This window comes from Asticcacaulis sp. W401b (assembly GCF_046503825.1).
Lineage (GTDB): Bacteria > Pseudomonadota > Alphaproteobacteria > Caulobacterales > Caulobacteraceae > Asticcacaulis.
This window is the reverse complement of record NZ_JBKFEE010000005.1, coordinates 161,713-175,095: the sequence shown is the minus strand read 5'-3', so window position 1 is coordinate 175,095 and position 13,383 is coordinate 161,713. Positions and strand designations below refer to the sequence as shown.

General features: G+C 63.3%; 13 protein-coding genes. 4 read left to right on the top strand and 9 right to left on the bottom strand.

The features are described 5' to 3' along the window. Positions 1-55: 55 nt before the first annotated feature. Positions 56-946, bottom strand: coding sequence for an alpha/beta fold hydrolase (locus tag ACK8OE_RS12790; protein WP_290798923.1), 891 nt, complete (start codon positions 944-946; stop codon positions 56-58). Positions 947-1,192: 246 nt separating this feature from the next. Between ACK8OE_RS12790 and ACK8OE_RS12785 the strand changes: the two genes are divergently transcribed. From ACK8OE_RS12785 to ACK8OE_RS12770, 4 genes are all read left to right on the top strand, one after another. Further along, positions 1,193-1,900, top strand: a complete 708-nt coding sequence (locus ACK8OE_RS12785) for a TetR family transcriptional regulator (RefSeq protein ID WP_410272826.1) — start codon at positions 1,193-1,195, stop codon at positions 1,898-1,900. Between the two features lie 81 nt (positions 1,901-1,981). Beyond that, positions 1,982-3,115: an alpha/beta hydrolase gene (locus ACK8OE_RS12780; RefSeq protein ID WP_410272825.1), complete on the top strand. Its 1,134-nt coding sequence runs from the start codon at positions 1,982-1,984 to the stop codon at positions 3,113-3,115. A 125-nt stretch (positions 3,116-3,240) separates the two neighbouring features. Beyond that, positions 3,241-3,981 carry a helix-turn-helix transcriptional regulator gene (locus ACK8OE_RS12775; protein ID WP_290798914.1) on the top strand — a complete coding sequence of 247 codons (741 nt, stop codon included), beginning with the start codon at positions 3,241-3,243 and terminating at the stop codon, positions 3,979-3,981. Positions 3,982-4,163: 182 nt separating this feature from the next. Further along, positions 4,164-5,648: a PAS domain-containing protein gene (locus ACK8OE_RS12770; protein ID WP_410272824.1), complete on the top strand. Its 1,485-nt coding sequence runs from the start codon at positions 4,164-4,166 to the stop codon at positions 5,646-5,648. 59 nt (positions 5,649-5,707) lie between these two features. Here the strand turns inward: ACK8OE_RS12770 and ACK8OE_RS12765 are convergent, their stop codons facing one another. The 8 genes from ACK8OE_RS12765 to ccoN all read right to left on the bottom strand — a co-directional run bounded on the left by ACK8OE_RS12765 (position 5,708) and on the right by ccoN (position 13,365). Then, positions 5,708-7,888: a heavy metal translocating P-type ATPase gene (locus ACK8OE_RS12765; RefSeq protein ID WP_410272823.1), complete on the bottom strand. Its 2,181-nt coding sequence runs from the start codon at positions 7,886-7,888 to the stop codon at positions 5,708-5,710. Beyond that, positions 7,885-8,031 (bottom strand): cbb3-type cytochrome oxidase assembly protein CcoS, encoded by a 147-nt coding sequence (ccoS, locus tag ACK8OE_RS12760; RefSeq protein WP_126423081.1) that lies wholly within the window; start codon positions 8,029-8,031, stop codon positions 7,885-7,887. Before ccoS ends, ACK8OE_RS12765 begins: the two co-directional genes overlap by 4 nt. Positions 8,032-8,033: 2 nt before the next feature. Continuing rightward, positions 8,034-8,540, bottom strand: coding sequence for a FixH family protein (locus ACK8OE_RS12755; RefSeq protein WP_410272822.1), 507 nt, complete (start codon positions 8,538-8,540; stop codon positions 8,034-8,036). Next, the gene (gene ccoG / locus ACK8OE_RS12750; protein WP_410272821.1) at positions 8,518-9,966 is read right to left on the bottom strand and encodes a cytochrome c oxidase accessory protein CcoG; all 1,449 of its coding nucleotides are present in this window, start codon (positions 9,964-9,966) and stop codon (positions 8,518-8,520) included. The genes ACK8OE_RS12755 and ccoG overlap by 23 nt, the downstream gene beginning before the upstream one ends. 112 nt (positions 9,967-10,078) lie before the next feature. After that, the gene (gene ccoP, locus ACK8OE_RS12745; RefSeq protein ID WP_410272820.1) at positions 10,079-10,969 is read right to left on the bottom strand and encodes a cytochrome-c oxidase, cbb3-type subunit III; all 891 of its coding nucleotides are present in this window, start codon (positions 10,967-10,969) and stop codon (positions 10,079-10,081) included. Next, positions 10,962-11,117, bottom strand: coding sequence for a cbb3-type cytochrome oxidase subunit 3 (locus ACK8OE_RS12740; protein ID WP_013480886.1), 156 nt, complete (start codon positions 11,115-11,117; stop codon positions 10,962-10,964). Before ACK8OE_RS12740 ends, ccoP begins: the two co-directional genes overlap by 8 nt. Continuing rightward, positions 11,114-11,869 carry a cytochrome-c oxidase, cbb3-type subunit II gene (gene ccoO, locus ACK8OE_RS12735; RefSeq protein WP_290798894.1) on the bottom strand — a complete coding sequence of 252 codons (756 nt, stop codon included), beginning with the start codon at positions 11,867-11,869 and terminating at the stop codon, positions 11,114-11,116. Before ccoO ends, ACK8OE_RS12740 begins: the two co-directional genes overlap by 4 nt. After that, the gene (gene ccoN / locus ACK8OE_RS12730) at positions 11,869-13,365 is read right to left on the bottom strand and encodes a cytochrome-c oxidase, cbb3-type subunit I (RefSeq protein WP_290798891.1); all 1,497 of its coding nucleotides are present in this window, start codon (positions 13,363-13,365) and stop codon (positions 11,869-11,871) included. Before ccoN ends, ccoO begins: the two co-directional genes overlap by 1 nt. Positions 13,366-13,383 lie beyond the last annotated feature (18 nt).

The following is a 13,383-nucleotide window of genomic DNA, read 5'->3' as shown; positions in this document are numbered from 1 at the left end:
CCTGTAGGTTTATAGTTGAAACGCATACTTGAGGCGGCAGCGACCAAAGCCCGGATCAGGGGCGCAGGGCCTGTTCCCGTAAAAAGGCTTGGATGGCCGACAGGGCCGCCGGTTCGTCCAGCAGGGGCGCATGACCCCGGTCGGGGACGGTGACGGTGCGCGTCTGCGGGTGGGTGTCGGCCATGCGCTGCAAGGCCTCCGCCGACAAGAGGTCGGACAGGGCCCCGCGCAGGGCAAGGACGGGTATGTCTTTCAGCCCGGCCCACAGGTCCCACAGTTCGGGCGGGGCGACGGCCTGACTGCCCGGTGCCATGCCGGCCGCTATGGCCGGATCGTAAGCGGGGACGGGGCGGCCTTCGACCTCCACATGGGTGCGGCGCGCAAAGGCCATCCACTCATCCGGGCCGAAACCGGGGAAGGCTTCGGCATTGATCAGGCGGGTGTTTTCCGCAGCGTCAGCCCAGGTGGTGACCGGTTTCCCTTTGCCGACATAGCCGCGGATGCGTTCCAGCCCTTCGGGCGACAGCTTCGGACCAATATCGTTGAGGACGATGCCGCGCACGGACTGCGGCGCGGTGGCGGCCAGCAGCATCGAGATCAGCCCGCCCATAGACGTACCGATAAAGGTGGCGCGCTCCACCCCCAGATGCGCCATCAGGGCCAGCATGTCCTGCACATAGACGCCGAGCGCATAGTGGGCCGGTTCGCTGTCATAGTCGGAGCGCCCGCGTCCGCGCTGATCCGGGATGATAAAGCGATGATCGGCGGGCAGGTGCGCCATCAGCGGCTCGAAATCGGCGCTGTTGCGCGTCAGGCCGTGCAGGCAGAACACCGCGCGCTCAGCCGTCGGGTTGTAGTCGCGGGCGTACAGGCTCAGCCGTCCGCTGCCCAGCGAATCTGCGCCGCTGCGATAGGTCACGTCGTCGTAGGTTAACCCTGCCGACATGGCATTGTGTCCTGTGCTGTTTTTCCCGTGTAGGTCCGGCTTCTTTATGCAGGCCGGTAACCAGAGCATTTTTCAACGGTCGTTGAATGTCAAGCCGCTAAATTCAATTTCCGTAGAAATTAACTTTGTTGTGGCCAAATCGGCGCACCCTGTATTCGCAGACGAATGCGTGGAAAACGTTTTCCTTTTCGCCATCTGCGCGCCTGTGTTAGACGGAACCATCATCGAATCTCATCCCGTGGATACATGCCGCCCGCCTCTGCCCCTGAACCGATCGTCAAAAGCCCCAAGGGCCGCCGCAAGGTGTCGGATGCGCCCTCGCGCCGCGATCTGGTGCTCGATGCCGCCGAGGCCCTGTTCTCACAGCACGGGTTTGACGGGGTGACGGTGCGTCAGGTGGCACAGGCGGCGGGCGTCGATGTGGCCCTGCCCAACTACTATTTCGAGTCCAAACAAGGCCTATACGACGCTGTCTTCGGGCGACGGGCTTTGGTGCTCAACGACCGGCGCGAGGCGGCCTTGCGCACGGTGATGGACAGCGAAGAGGCGCCCACGCTGGAGTCGATCCTGCGCGCCTTTATCGTGCCGGTGCAGACCATGCACGCCGCCGCCGATCCGGGCTTTCGCAACTATTGCCGGCTGGTGGCGCAGGTCAATTCGTCGGGCGTGCTGGCCCCGATGATGACCACGCATTTCGACCGCCTGATCCTCAAATTCATCGACGCCCTGCGCCGCGTCCTGCCGCACGTCGCTGACCGCGAGCTGTACTGGGGTTATCATTGCCTGTCGGGGGCTTTGACCCTGACCATGGCCTCGACCGGGCGCATCGACCACCTGTCGAACGGCCTGTGCCGCTCGGACGACGCCGAAGACGCCTATGAGCACCTGATCAGCTTCCATCTGGGGGCGTTTCAGGCCATGGAAGACCGCGCAAAGGCGGCAGCGAGGGCATAAGTTCCACGGCTGTTGAATTTTGCATTGCGCCCGGCGGGGGATGCGGTCATTCTCCTCAAAAACACAATCGGGAGACGCCACATGAAACGCCTGCTGCCTGTCCTGACCGTCGGAGTCTGCCTTATGACCACGCCGCTGGCGGCTGAACCCATCGTGCCGACGCCTGTCGAGGCGCAGGCCGTCGCCTTCATGCAGCAGGATGAGGCGTGGTTTATCGCCCACCTCAAAGGGCCGCGCGAAGTGTCGGAGGGCCACGCGCTTGATGCGCGTCTGCAATACGTGCTCGAAAACGTGACGCGCCCGGCGGCGACGCCTGCCGTCAAGGCGCAGATGCGCGCCGTCTATGCCACTGAGGCCGGGCGCAACGCCACGCGCGCCGCGCTCAATCGCTACTGGGCGACGCGCACCGCGCCCGTCGAAGGGGTACTGGCCAGCGACCGGAGCATCCCGACGCGCGGCGGAGACCTGCCCGTGCGTATCTTCGTCCCGGCGGCCTTGCAGGGCGTCAAATCCGCCCCCGTTCTGGTCTATTATCACGGCGGCGGCTTTATGTTCGGCAGCCTCGACGCCTTTGACCCCAGCTTGCGGGCGCTGGCGCGCGACCTGAAGATGATCGTGGTCGCCCCCGGCTATCGGCTGGCCCCCGAACACCCGTACCCGGCGGCGCATCAGGACGCCGAAGACGCCTGGGCGTGGGTCGCCGCGCACGCCAAAGAGTTTGGCGGGGACGTGAAACGCCTGAGCCTAGGCGGCGACAGCGCCGGAGGGACGCTGGCCCTGTCGGTGGCGCTGAAACAGAAAAAGGCGGCAGTCCATCCGACGGGGCTTCTGCTCTACTATCCGGGGGTGGATCGGGTGAACAGCTATCCGTCGATGACGGAACTGGGTAGCGGCTACGGCCTTGACGCCGACAATCTGGAGTATCTGGCGGCGCAGGTCTATCCCGCCGGCACAACGCCACCTGCCGAAGACGCCTCGCCGATGCAGGCCGACCTGAAAGGCCTGCCGGCCACGGTGATCGTCACGGCCGGTTTCGATCCGCTGAAAGACTCGCAGCGCACCTTTGCCGATAAGCTGAGCGGGGCGGGGGTGATGGTTAAACGCCTGCACTACCCAAGCCTGATCCACGCCTTCCTGCAAACCACGGCCTATGTCCCTGAGGCGCAAAAGGCGCAGACGGAGTCGGCAGTGCTGTTTACGCAAGCCCGTAAATAAGCTCAGACGTCGGAGCGTTAACGCCACAAGATGAAATGTTGGCGTTTGGCGGGTGAAGACGATTGCAAAGTCGTGTTCGCGGTATAAGTGTAACCGGACTGGTTTTTCTTCGAATCGGACGGGACATGCCCAGCTATATCTCCAAGCGCGTCGCGGACCCCGCCCGGCAGGCAGCGATGGAAGTGATCGCCAATCAGTTCGGGCGCACGCACGCCCGGCACCCGCTGATGGAAACCCTGCGCCAGATCGTGCCTTTCGACAGCTTTGCCATGTCGGGCATGGCCTTTTTCGGACTGGGCGTGGGGCGCGGCGTCATGCTGGCTTCGGATATGCCGGAAGCGTTTATCCGCCTGTTCCTCACTGAAAAGCTCTATCATCAGGACCCCATGTCCTACCTGATGACGGCGGAGCAGCATTGGGGCAGTTGGCACGATCTGGGGCCCGACGTGCTGACCGGACCCGGCGTCGAGCGCATCCGGCAACTGGAGCGGCAGTTCGATATCACGACGCGCAGCGCCGTCGGTTTTTTCAATGGCGAACACCGCTTCGGCGGCGTGACCTTCTGCCGGACCACGCCGTTTAGTGATCACGAAAAATTCATCCTCGAAATGACGACGCGCGTGGTGCACGCCGAACTGTCGGATCAGCTTCTCAGTGCCATGAACCAGCATCTGGGTCTGTCCGAGGGCGAACTGGCCTGCCTCAAACACTTTGCCGATGGTCTTGAGGTGCCCGCCATCCATCAGGTGACGGGCTATGCCACCGATACCATCTATACCTATGCCAAGTCGGCGGCGAAGAAGATGGGCGTGCGCGGGCGCACCCACGCGGTGGCCGAAGCCTTGCGCCGCAAGGTGATCGCCTGAGCGACACCTATGTAGTGGGGCGTAAAGACCCTACTAACGATAATGGCGTTATCGACGCGTTAAGGTTTGTGCCCCAAAATCAGGCGCAGTGATGCAACAGAGGCCGGAAAGAGCCTTGAAGCTGCGGTAAGTTGAGGCTGAGCGGACGCCAACGTGTCCGCGTAGGGATAGGGTGGATTAAAGTGTTTTTCGGTTCAAACACCAGCCTGGATAAGGCTGTACTTGACGCATTGGATACATCGCAGGCGATCATCCAGTTCACACCGGACGGCAAGATCATTTCGGCCAATGCCAATTTTCTGGCGGCTGTGGGCTATAGCGAGCGCGAAGTGGTCGGTCAGCATCACAGACTCTTTTGCCTGCCCGACTATGTGCAGTCGGAGGCCTATCGCCATTTCTGGAGCGATCTGGCCGCCGGACGCTTTCAGGCGGGCGAATTCAAGCGCATCGGCAATCATGGCAAGATCGTCTGGCTTCAGGCCAGCTACAACCCCGTCAAGGACAAGAGCGGCAAGGTCGTGCGGGGGGTGAAGCTCGCTGCCGATATCACCGAGGCCAAGGCGAAATCCCTTGATCATGCGGGCAAGGTCGAAGCCATTTCCCGCGCTCAGGCGGTGATCGAATTCACGCCGCAGGGCGAGATTCTGACCGCCAATGACAATTTCCTGAAAACCCTGGGCTATAGTCTCAAGGAGATTGTCGGTCAGCATCACCGCCTCTTCTGCGAACCGCAATACGCGCAATCGGCGGAATATCGTCAGTTCTGGGAGCGGCTGCAACGCGGTGAGTTTCAGGCGGCGGAATACCGGCGTCTGGGCAAGGGTGGCAAGGAGGTCTATATTCAGGCCTCCTACAATCCGGTTTTTGACGACACCGGTGCGGTCATCAAGGTGGTCAAGTTCGCTACCGACACGACCGAGGCCGTCAAACGCCGTCTTCGCAATGAACAACTGAGCCGTGAGGTCGATCGTCAGTTGAACGGCGTCGTTAAACAGATGGTCGAAGCGACACAGATGGCGGCCACGGCCTCGACGGCCTCGACGGAAACCGGCTCGGTGGTCAATGCGGTGGCGGCGGCGTCTGAGGAACTGAGCGCCAGCGTCAAGGAAATCGCCGGCAATATGGGTCAGGCGCGCGAAAGCGTCGAAGGCATCTTCCGTCACGCCGAAGGGGCCGGGAAGTCTGCAGGGGCGCTCAATGACTCAGCGACCTCGATGAACAATGTGGTCGAAATGATCCGCGAAATCGCCAGCCAGATCAATCTTCTGGCGCTCAATGCCACCATCGAGTCGGCGCGCGCGGGCGAGGCGGGCAGGGGCTTTGCCGTTGTGGCGTCTGAGGTCAAGTCGCTGGCCAATCAGGCGGCGCGCTCCACGGAGACCATCTCCAAGGAAATCGCCAACATGCAGACGGTGACGACCGAGGTGGTGGGCGCGCTGGGCATCATTACCTCCAGCATGACGGCGGTAATGGACAATGTCGCCGGGGTCGCCTCGGCTATCGAGCAGCAAAACGCCGTCAGCGCTGAGATATCGGGCAATATGCAGGCCGCCGTGACCGCGGTGCATGAGATCGATCAAAAACTCAGTCACCTGAGCACCACCTTTAACGACGTGACGCAAGCCTCTGAAGAGGTGAAGGAAAATGTCGAAGCCCTGGTGGCGTAGGTTTTAGTAAGCGTACAGTCAGCGTAAAGGGAAGCCGCCCGGCGACGGGCGGCTTTGTGCTATGCTATGCGCCCCGGGAGTTTGAGCCGGAACGCATTGGCCACCACCACCAGTGACGAGGCCGACATGGCGATGGCGGCGATCAGCGGTGTCACCCAGCCCCCCACGGCCAGCGGAATGGCGATCAGATTATAGCCAAACGACAGGACGAAATTCTGCGTGACGATGCGCCCGGTGCGTTCGGCCACGCGCAGCGCCTCGGCCACGGGCCAAAGACTATCGCCACGGAAGACGAGGTCGGCGGCGTTCTGCGTGATGTCCATGCCCGATGCCGGGGAGATAGAGACGCTGGCCGCCGACAGGGCCGCCGCGTCGTTGAGCCCGTCGCCGACCATCAGCACCTTGCGCCCTTCGGCTTGTAACCGCTGCACGGTGCCGAGTTTTTCCAGCGGCGACAGGTCGGCGTGACAGGTGTCGATGCCCAACTCCGCCGCCACCCGTTGCGCCGCGACGTGCCGGTCGCCGGACAGGAGCCAGATGTCGAGCCCGCGCGCCTTCAGCGCGTCGATGGTCCGCCGCGCATCAAGCCGCAGCGTGTCCTCGAACACCAGACGCACCGGGGCGTTGTTACCCCGCCGGAACCACAGTTCCGGGGCGCTGTCACCCGCACTGTCTATACCCAACCACGTCGCCTTGCCCAGCCTTACCGGCTCACCCTCCACCTCGCCGCGCAGGCCGCAGCCGGGCACATCCTCGACCGTGGCGGGGAGGACAGGCAGGTCGGGCCGCGCCTGCACCAAAGCGCGCGACAGGGGGTGACGGCTTTGCGCCGCCAGCGCCACAGCCAGCCGCGTCTCGTATTCATTGAGCGCCTGCGGGTTCATCCAGGTCGGCTGACCGCGCGTCAGGGTGCCGGTCTTGTCAAAGATGACCGTATCGGCGGCGGCCAGACGCTCCAGCCCCCGCGCCGATTTCAGCAGGATGCCGCGCCGGAACAATTGCCCCGACGCCAGAACCTGCGCCACCGGCACAGCCAGCCCCAGTGCACAGGGGCAGGTGACGATCAGCACGGCCATGGCCTTCAGCAGCGCGTCCTGCCAGCCGCCATGCCCCCACAGGGCCCACCCGGCAAAGGTCAGGGCCGCCACAATATGCACCACCGGCGCATAGATGGCCGCCACGCGGTCGGCAATGTGCACAAAGCGCGCCTGACCCTGTTCGGCCGTCTCCATCAGCGCCACGGTGCGCGACAACAGGCTGTTCTCTGAGGCCGCCGTGATGACGGCTTCGACGGGGGCGGCGACATTGATCGTGCCGGCATAGACCGTCTCCCCGGGGCCGACGGCGCGCGGCAGGGTCTCACCGGTCAGCAGGCTGGTATCGACCTCGGTCGTGCCGCGCGTCAGGGTGGCGTCGGCGGCGATCTTTTCACCGGCGGCCACCACAAGAGTCATGCCGGGGCGCAGGTCGCTGATCTTACACGCCCGCACCTGGTCGTCCTCGCGTACACTGGCCGTGCCGTCGAGCATGGCCAGCAGCCCCTCGGCGGCTTCCCGCGCCTTGCCGCGCGCCTTGAGGTCAAGGTAGCGCCCGATCAGCAGGAAGAACAGCAGCATGACCGAGGCGTCGAAATAGACGTGCGGCCCGTGGCGGATCGTCTCGAACAGGCTCATCCCCGCCGTCAGCAGCACGGCGACGCTGATCGGCACGTCCATGTTGCTGCGGCCGTGCCTGAGGGCGGCGATGGCGCTGCGGAAGAAGGGGCGGCCGGCATAAAGCGTGGTCGGCAGGGCGACCAGCGCCATAGCCCAGTGCATCAGGTCGCGCGTCGCCCCGTTGAGCGAGGCGTCGTCGCTGAACCACAGGGCGTCGGCGAACAGCATGACAAAGGTGGTGGCAAACCCGGCCACGGCCAGACAGCGCAGCAGCAGGCTCTCTTCGGCCTTGGCCCCTTCGCTGGATTTTGAAATGTCGAAGGGGGCGACGGAAAAACCCAGCGCCTCGACGGCGGCGGCCAGATCATTGGCGCGTCGGGTAAAATCACCCTTGTCCCATACCAGTTTCAGCCTCTGGGTGGCGTAGGTCATGCGCGCGCTGACGCCGTCATAGGCATTGAGCGTGCTTTCGACCTTCCACGCGCAGGCCGCACAGCGCATCCCCTCGACGCGCAGATAGAGGGCCTGATGGCCGTCGTCCTCTTCGGTGACGTAGCAGCCGTAATCGGTCAGGGTGTCGGTCATGACTCGTCATCGTCGTGCAGGATGCGCTCGGCCTGCATCTCCGGGTCGTCGAACTGCTGGCTGCGCAGGGCCCACATGAAGGCCGCCCCCGCAATCAGGGCCAGCACGCCCGCCGCCGCCACCAGAAGGATCAGAATGTCCACGATCAGTTTTCCACGAAGGCGCGTGTCTGCATCTGCTGGTCCGCCACCTGCACGGTGATGTGGGCGGTCCACACGCTGGGGGAGGGCAGGGCGGCGGCGGTCGCATAAATGCCCTGGCCTTCGGGCGTGAGCACCAGATGGCGGTCAAGCGCCTTTTGCGCCGGGTGGATCAGCCACACCTCGACCCGCCCGTTGTCCAGCGGTGCGCCCTTGGCGTCGCGCGCCAGCACGCTCAGCCGTCCGTCCGCATGGCTGAGCGTCACCTGCCAGCCGAGCGCCTTCTGGGCAGCGGCGGCTTCCAGAGTCTGGTTATAGGCCAGACCCTTTTCATAGGCCTGCGGCGTGACCTCGCTGGGCTGGTGGCGAAAGGCGATGACCGTGAAACAGATCAGGGGGATCATGAAGCTGAGGAAGAAGGCCGCGATCACCCACGGCACGAAGCGGCCACGGCGGCGGTCGATCTCGGCCTGAGAGAGGGGCTTGGCCTCAGCGAATGAAGTAGCTGTCATGGCGGGCGCTTTCCGGTGTTTTCACAGGGTTTTGGGTGTCAGACAAGAGGAAGCGGATATCGCTGCGGCCATGCGTCGGGGCCTCCGGCGTATCGACGCGCACGCGGAAGCTGGCGACGCTGTTGGCGGGGACGTGCAGCGTCTTGACCGCCTCATCCCCGGCGGCCAGCACCTCCAGACGCGCCTGAGGCAGGCCTTGCGTGCTGAGGTGATAGGCGCGGTCGTCGTGCGATTTGTTCAAAATCTTGATCTGGTAATTATTGCGCACGCTGCCGTCGGACAGGCGCACAAATTGCGGCGCGCGGGCGTGGTTGACCGTCAGTTCGGTCATCGGGCGCAGCACAATGGCGCTCAGCATCAGGCTGCCCACGGTGGACAGGATCAGGGCATAGGCCACGGTGCGCGACCGTACCCAGCGCATCTTTTGCGGCGGCACGACGGTCTTGCCGCCTTTGCGGTGAGCGATATCGAGCGTGCGATAGCCTTCGCGCCGCTGACGCTGGTTCGACTCGGTGTCATAGCGGATCAGGCCGCGCGGCAGCTCGATCTTGTCCATCACGCTGTTGCAGGCGTCGATGCACAGGCCGCAGGAGATGCACTGCATCTGAAGGCCGTCGCGGATGTCGATGCCCATGGGGCAGACGATGACGCAGGAGTCGCAGTCGATGCAGTGGCCCTTGCCGTCCCAGCTTTCGCCCTTCTTGTGCTTGCCGCGCGGTTCGCCGCGCTCGGCCTCATAGGTGATGATCAGGGTGTCCTTGTCGAACATGGCCGACTGAAAGCGCGCATAGGGGCACATATAGGTGCAGACGTTTTCGCGCGCGAAGCCGGCCATGAAATAGGTCGAAAGCGTAAGCGCCATGATCCAGCCCAGCACTGACCACGAGACGTCCAGATGCCACAGGTCGCTGAAAAGGGTGGGCGCGTCATTGAAATAGAAGACCCACGCCCCGCCGGTGACCGCCCCGATCAGGAGCCAGATCAGGTGGGTCAGCGTCTTTTTCCAGAGCTTTTCGAGCGTCCACGCGCTTTCGTCCAGCTTGCGCCGCGCATTGCGGTCGCCCTGCACGAAGCGTTCGACCCACACGAACAGGTCGGTCCATACGGTCTGCGGGCAGGCATAGCCGCACCACACCCGCCCCAGAAGCGCCGTGGCGAAGAACAGGCCGATGGCGGCGAGGATCAGCACGCCGACCAGCAGATAGACCTCCTGCGGCCAGATTTCGATGCCGAAGAAGTAGCCGCGCTGCCCCACCAGATCGACCAGTATGGCCTGATCCGGTACGTGCGGGCCACGGTCCCAGCGCAGCCACGGGGCGGCGTAGTAGATACCGAGCAGGACGATCATGCTCAGCCATTTCAGGGACCGGAAGGTGCCTTTGACGCGGCGCGGGTAGATTTTCCGGGCGGTTTCAAACAGGGACATGGTTACACACTCAGGGGCGATGTGCGGAAACGTGTGAGCGGTTTTCCGCCTCCACATCGCGACAAATCAAAGTGTCCCCCTCCCGGCAGGGGCGGGCCGGGAGGGGGACGGGTCACTCACCACCGCCCAGACTGTGGACGTAGATGGCGACCTGACGGCGGGAATCGTCGGACATGCGCGACTGCCAGGACGGCATGACGCCGGCGCGGCCCTTGGTGATGGTCTGGACAAGGGTGGCCTTGTCACCGCCATAGAGCCAGATGGCGTCATTGAGGCGCGGGGCGCCCATCTGACGGTTGCCTATACCGCCTTCGCCGTGACAACTGACGCAGTTCTGCTGAAACACCGCCTGACCGCGCGTGAAGGCGGCGGAGGCCACCGGCTGACGCAGATAGCTCACATAGGTGGCCACGTCGTCGATCTGGGCCGGGGTCAGCATCCCTTCGCGGCCCATGACGGCGCCAAAGGCGGGCATGGCCACGGCGTGCGTGTTCGGGTGGGTCGAATGCGAGCCGACATTGATGGTGTTGTAGATGTCTTCGGCCGTGCCGCCGAACAGCCAGTCATCGTCGTTGAGGTTGGGATAGCCGCGACGGCCTTCGCCGCCCGCCCCGTGACAGGCGGCGCAGTTTTCCTTGAACACCACTTCGCCACCGGCGCGGGCAAATTCAAACAGGACGGGGTCCTGCTTGATTTCGGCAAAGCTCGCCTTGTGGAACTTACCGAGCCAGCCGCTCTGACGCTGCGTGATCTCGGCCTGCTCGTGCTTCAGCTTGTCGTACTGGGTCCAGCCGGCAATGCCCTTGGTGTGACCGCTAAGCGTCGGCCAGGACGGATAGACCACCCAGTAACCGATGGCCCAGACGATGGTCAGCATCCACACGATCAGCCACCAGCGCGGGGCGGGGTTGTTCAGTTCCTTCAGGCCGTCCCATTCGTGGCCCGTCGTCTCGACCCCGGTGTGGGAGTCGATGTCTTTGTGGGGTTCGGGCGCATCAGACATGGTCGGTGTCCTCGTCTTGGAGGGGGATAAGGCGATGCGCCTGAAGCGCGTCTTTGTTCTTCGGCCAGTAGGCCCACAGGGCGATGCCGAGGAAGGTGAGCGTGAAGGCGAGCGTGATGAGCCCGCCCATAAGCGACAGGTTCATCATTTGGCGGCTCCCGCCTTGGGTTTCAGGGCGTAGTCCGGGTCGTAGGTCGAGAAATCAACATCGGTGCCCAGCTTTTGCAGATAGGCGATCAGGGCATCCATCTCGGTGATTTCATCGGGATTGCCGTCGAAATCGCGCACCGCCACCTTGTCGCCATAGCGTTCCTGAAGGCCGCTGGGGTCGATAATGGTGTTGGGATTGGCCTGCGCCTCATAGTCGTTCTGCGCCTCGTCGATCATGGCCTGCGTATAGGGCACGCCCAGCGACTGAAGCACCTTCAGGCGCTTTTTGATGCGCCAGTCGCCATAGGGCTTTTCAGCCAGAAAGGCGTAGCTGGGCATGATGGATTCCGGGACGACGGCGCGCGGGTTTTTCAGGTGCGCGACGTGCCATTCGTCGGAATACTTGCCGCCCACCCGGGCCAGATCGGGCCCGGTGCGCTTGGAGCCCCAGACGAAGGGGTGGTCGTACATGCTTTCGGCCGCCAGCGAGTAGTGGCCATAGCGCTGCTGCTCATCGCGCAGCGGGCGGATCTGCTGCGAATGGCAGGTGTTGCAGCCTTCGCGGATGTAGATTTCCTGCCCCATCAGCTCCAGCGGCGTGTAGGGACGCACGCCCTTGACCGGCTCGATCGTGGTTTGCATGCGAAACAGTGGCAGGATCTCGATGATGCCGCCGATCGACACCGCAATGACGGTGAAGATCAGCAGGAGCATGGAGTTGCGTTCGAGTTTTTTATGTTTTTCCAGCATCAGACGTGCTCCGGCAGGGCGGCGGGGGTCAGCGAAGGGGTGTCCGTTTCCGAGGCGACGCTGTCGGGGCTGGCGATGGTCTTCCAGATGTTGAAGACCATGATCAGCGCCCCCAGCAGGAACAGGAGGCCCCCGATGGCGCGGATGATGTAGTAGGGGTGCATGGCCGCGACGGTTTCGACGAACGAATAGGTCAGGAAGCCCATCTCGTTATAGGCGCGCCACATCAGGCCCTGCATGATGCCCGCCACCCACATCGAGGTGATGTAGACGACGATGCCAACGGTCGCGACCCACAGGTGCAGCGAGATCAGCTTCGTCGAATACATGCCGGGCTTCTTCCACAGGTGCGGCACCAGATAGTAGATGGCGCCGAACGAGATGAAGGCGACCCAGCCCAGCGCGCCCGCATGGACGTGACCGATGGTCCAGTCCGTATAGTGCGACAGCGAGTTTACGGCCTTGATCGACATCAGCGGCCCCTCAAAAGTGGACATGCCGTAGAAGCTCAGCGCGATGATCATGAATTGCAGGATCGGGTCGTCGCGCAGTTTGTGCCACGCCCCCGACAGGGTCATCATGCCGTTGATCATGCCGCCCCAGGACGGCATCCACAGGATGATGGAGAAGGTCATGCCCAGAGTCTGCGCCCAGTCGGGCAGGGCGGTGTAGAGCAGGTGGTGCGGACCGGCCCAGATATAGATGAAGATCAGCGCCCAGAAGTGGATGATCGACAGGCGATAGGAATAGACCGGACGGTTGGCCTGCTTCGGGATGTAGTAATACATGATGCCAAGGAAGCCGGCGGTCAGGAAGAAGCCCACCGCATTGTGGCCGTACCACCACTGGATCAGGGCCGACTGCACGCCCGCCCAGGCCGAATAGCTGTGGACGCTGCCGATCTGGATGGGCACCGACACGTTGTTGACGAGGTGCAGGATGGCCACGGTGACGATAAAGGCCAGATAGAACCAGTTGGCGACGTAGATGTGCTTTTCCTGACGCTTCCACAGGGTGCCGAGGAAGTTGATCAGATAGGCCACCCAGACGATGGTCAGCCACAGGTCGGCATACCATTCCGGCTCCGCATATTCCTTGCCCTGTGTGACGCCGAAGACGTAGCCCAGACCCGCCATCAGGATGAAGGTCTGATAGCCCCAGAAGGTGAACCAGCTCAGACCATCCGAGAAGAGGCGCGCGCGGCAGGTGCGCTGCACCACGTGGTAGGAGGTGGCAAACAGCACATTGCCGCCAAAGGCAAAAATCACCGCCGAGGTGTGCAGCGGGCGCAACCGCCCGAAGGTCAGATAGGGCGGTATGTTGAAGTCGGGAAAGGCCATCTGCACGGCGATCAGGAGGCCGACGGCAAAGCCCGCTATGCCCCAGAACATGGCGGCGATGGTGAAGTACTTGAGGATCGTCTCGTCATAGACCGGCCGGGAGGCGGCGGCAGCGGGGGCGACCTTTGGCGGTGGGGCTATAGCGGTTTGTGACATGAAGTGTTTCCTTACTGT

Bases quoted from the DNA above. Each gene is read 5' to 3' on its own strand.
- ACK8OE_RS12790 (WP_290798923.1), bottom strand. From the start codon at position 946: ATGTCGGCAGGGTTAACCTACGACGACGTGACCTATCGCAGCGGCGCA.
- ACK8OE_RS12785 (WP_410272826.1), top strand. From the start codon at position 1,193: ATGCCGCCCGCCTCTGCCCCTGAACCGATCGTCAAAAGCCCCAAGGGC.
- ACK8OE_RS12780 (WP_410272825.1), top strand. From the start codon at position 1,982: ATGAAACGCCTGCTGCCTGTCCTGACCGTCGGAGTCTGCCTTATGACC.
- ACK8OE_RS12775 (WP_290798914.1), top strand. From the start codon at position 3,241: ATGCCCAGCTATATCTCCAAGCGCGTCGCGGACCCCGCCCGGCAGGCA.
- ACK8OE_RS12765 (WP_410272823.1), bottom strand. From the start codon at position 7,888: ATGACCGACACCCTGACCGATTACGGCTGCTACGTCACCGAAGAGGAC.
- ACK8OE_RS12755 (WP_410272822.1), bottom strand. From the start codon at position 8,540: ATGACAGCTACTTCATTCGCTGAGGCCAAGCCCCTCTCTCAGGCCGAG.
- ccoG (WP_410272821.1), bottom strand. From the start codon at position 9,966: ATGTCCCTGTTTGAAACCGCCCGGAAAATCTACCCGCGCCGCGTCAAA.
- ccoP (WP_410272820.1), bottom strand. From the start codon at position 10,969: ATGTCTGATGCGCCCGAACCCCACAAAGACATCGACTCCCACACCGGG.
- ACK8OE_RS12740 (WP_013480886.1), bottom strand. From the start codon at position 11,117: ATGATGAACCTGTCGCTTATGGGCGGGCTCATCACGCTCGCCTTCACG.
- ccoO (WP_290798894.1), bottom strand. From the start codon at position 11,869: ATGCTGGAAAAACATAAAAAACTCGAACGCAACTCCATGCTCCTGCTG.
- ccoN (WP_290798891.1), bottom strand. From the start codon at position 13,365: ATGTCACAAACCGCTATAGCCCCACCGCCAAAGGTCGCCCCCGCTGCC.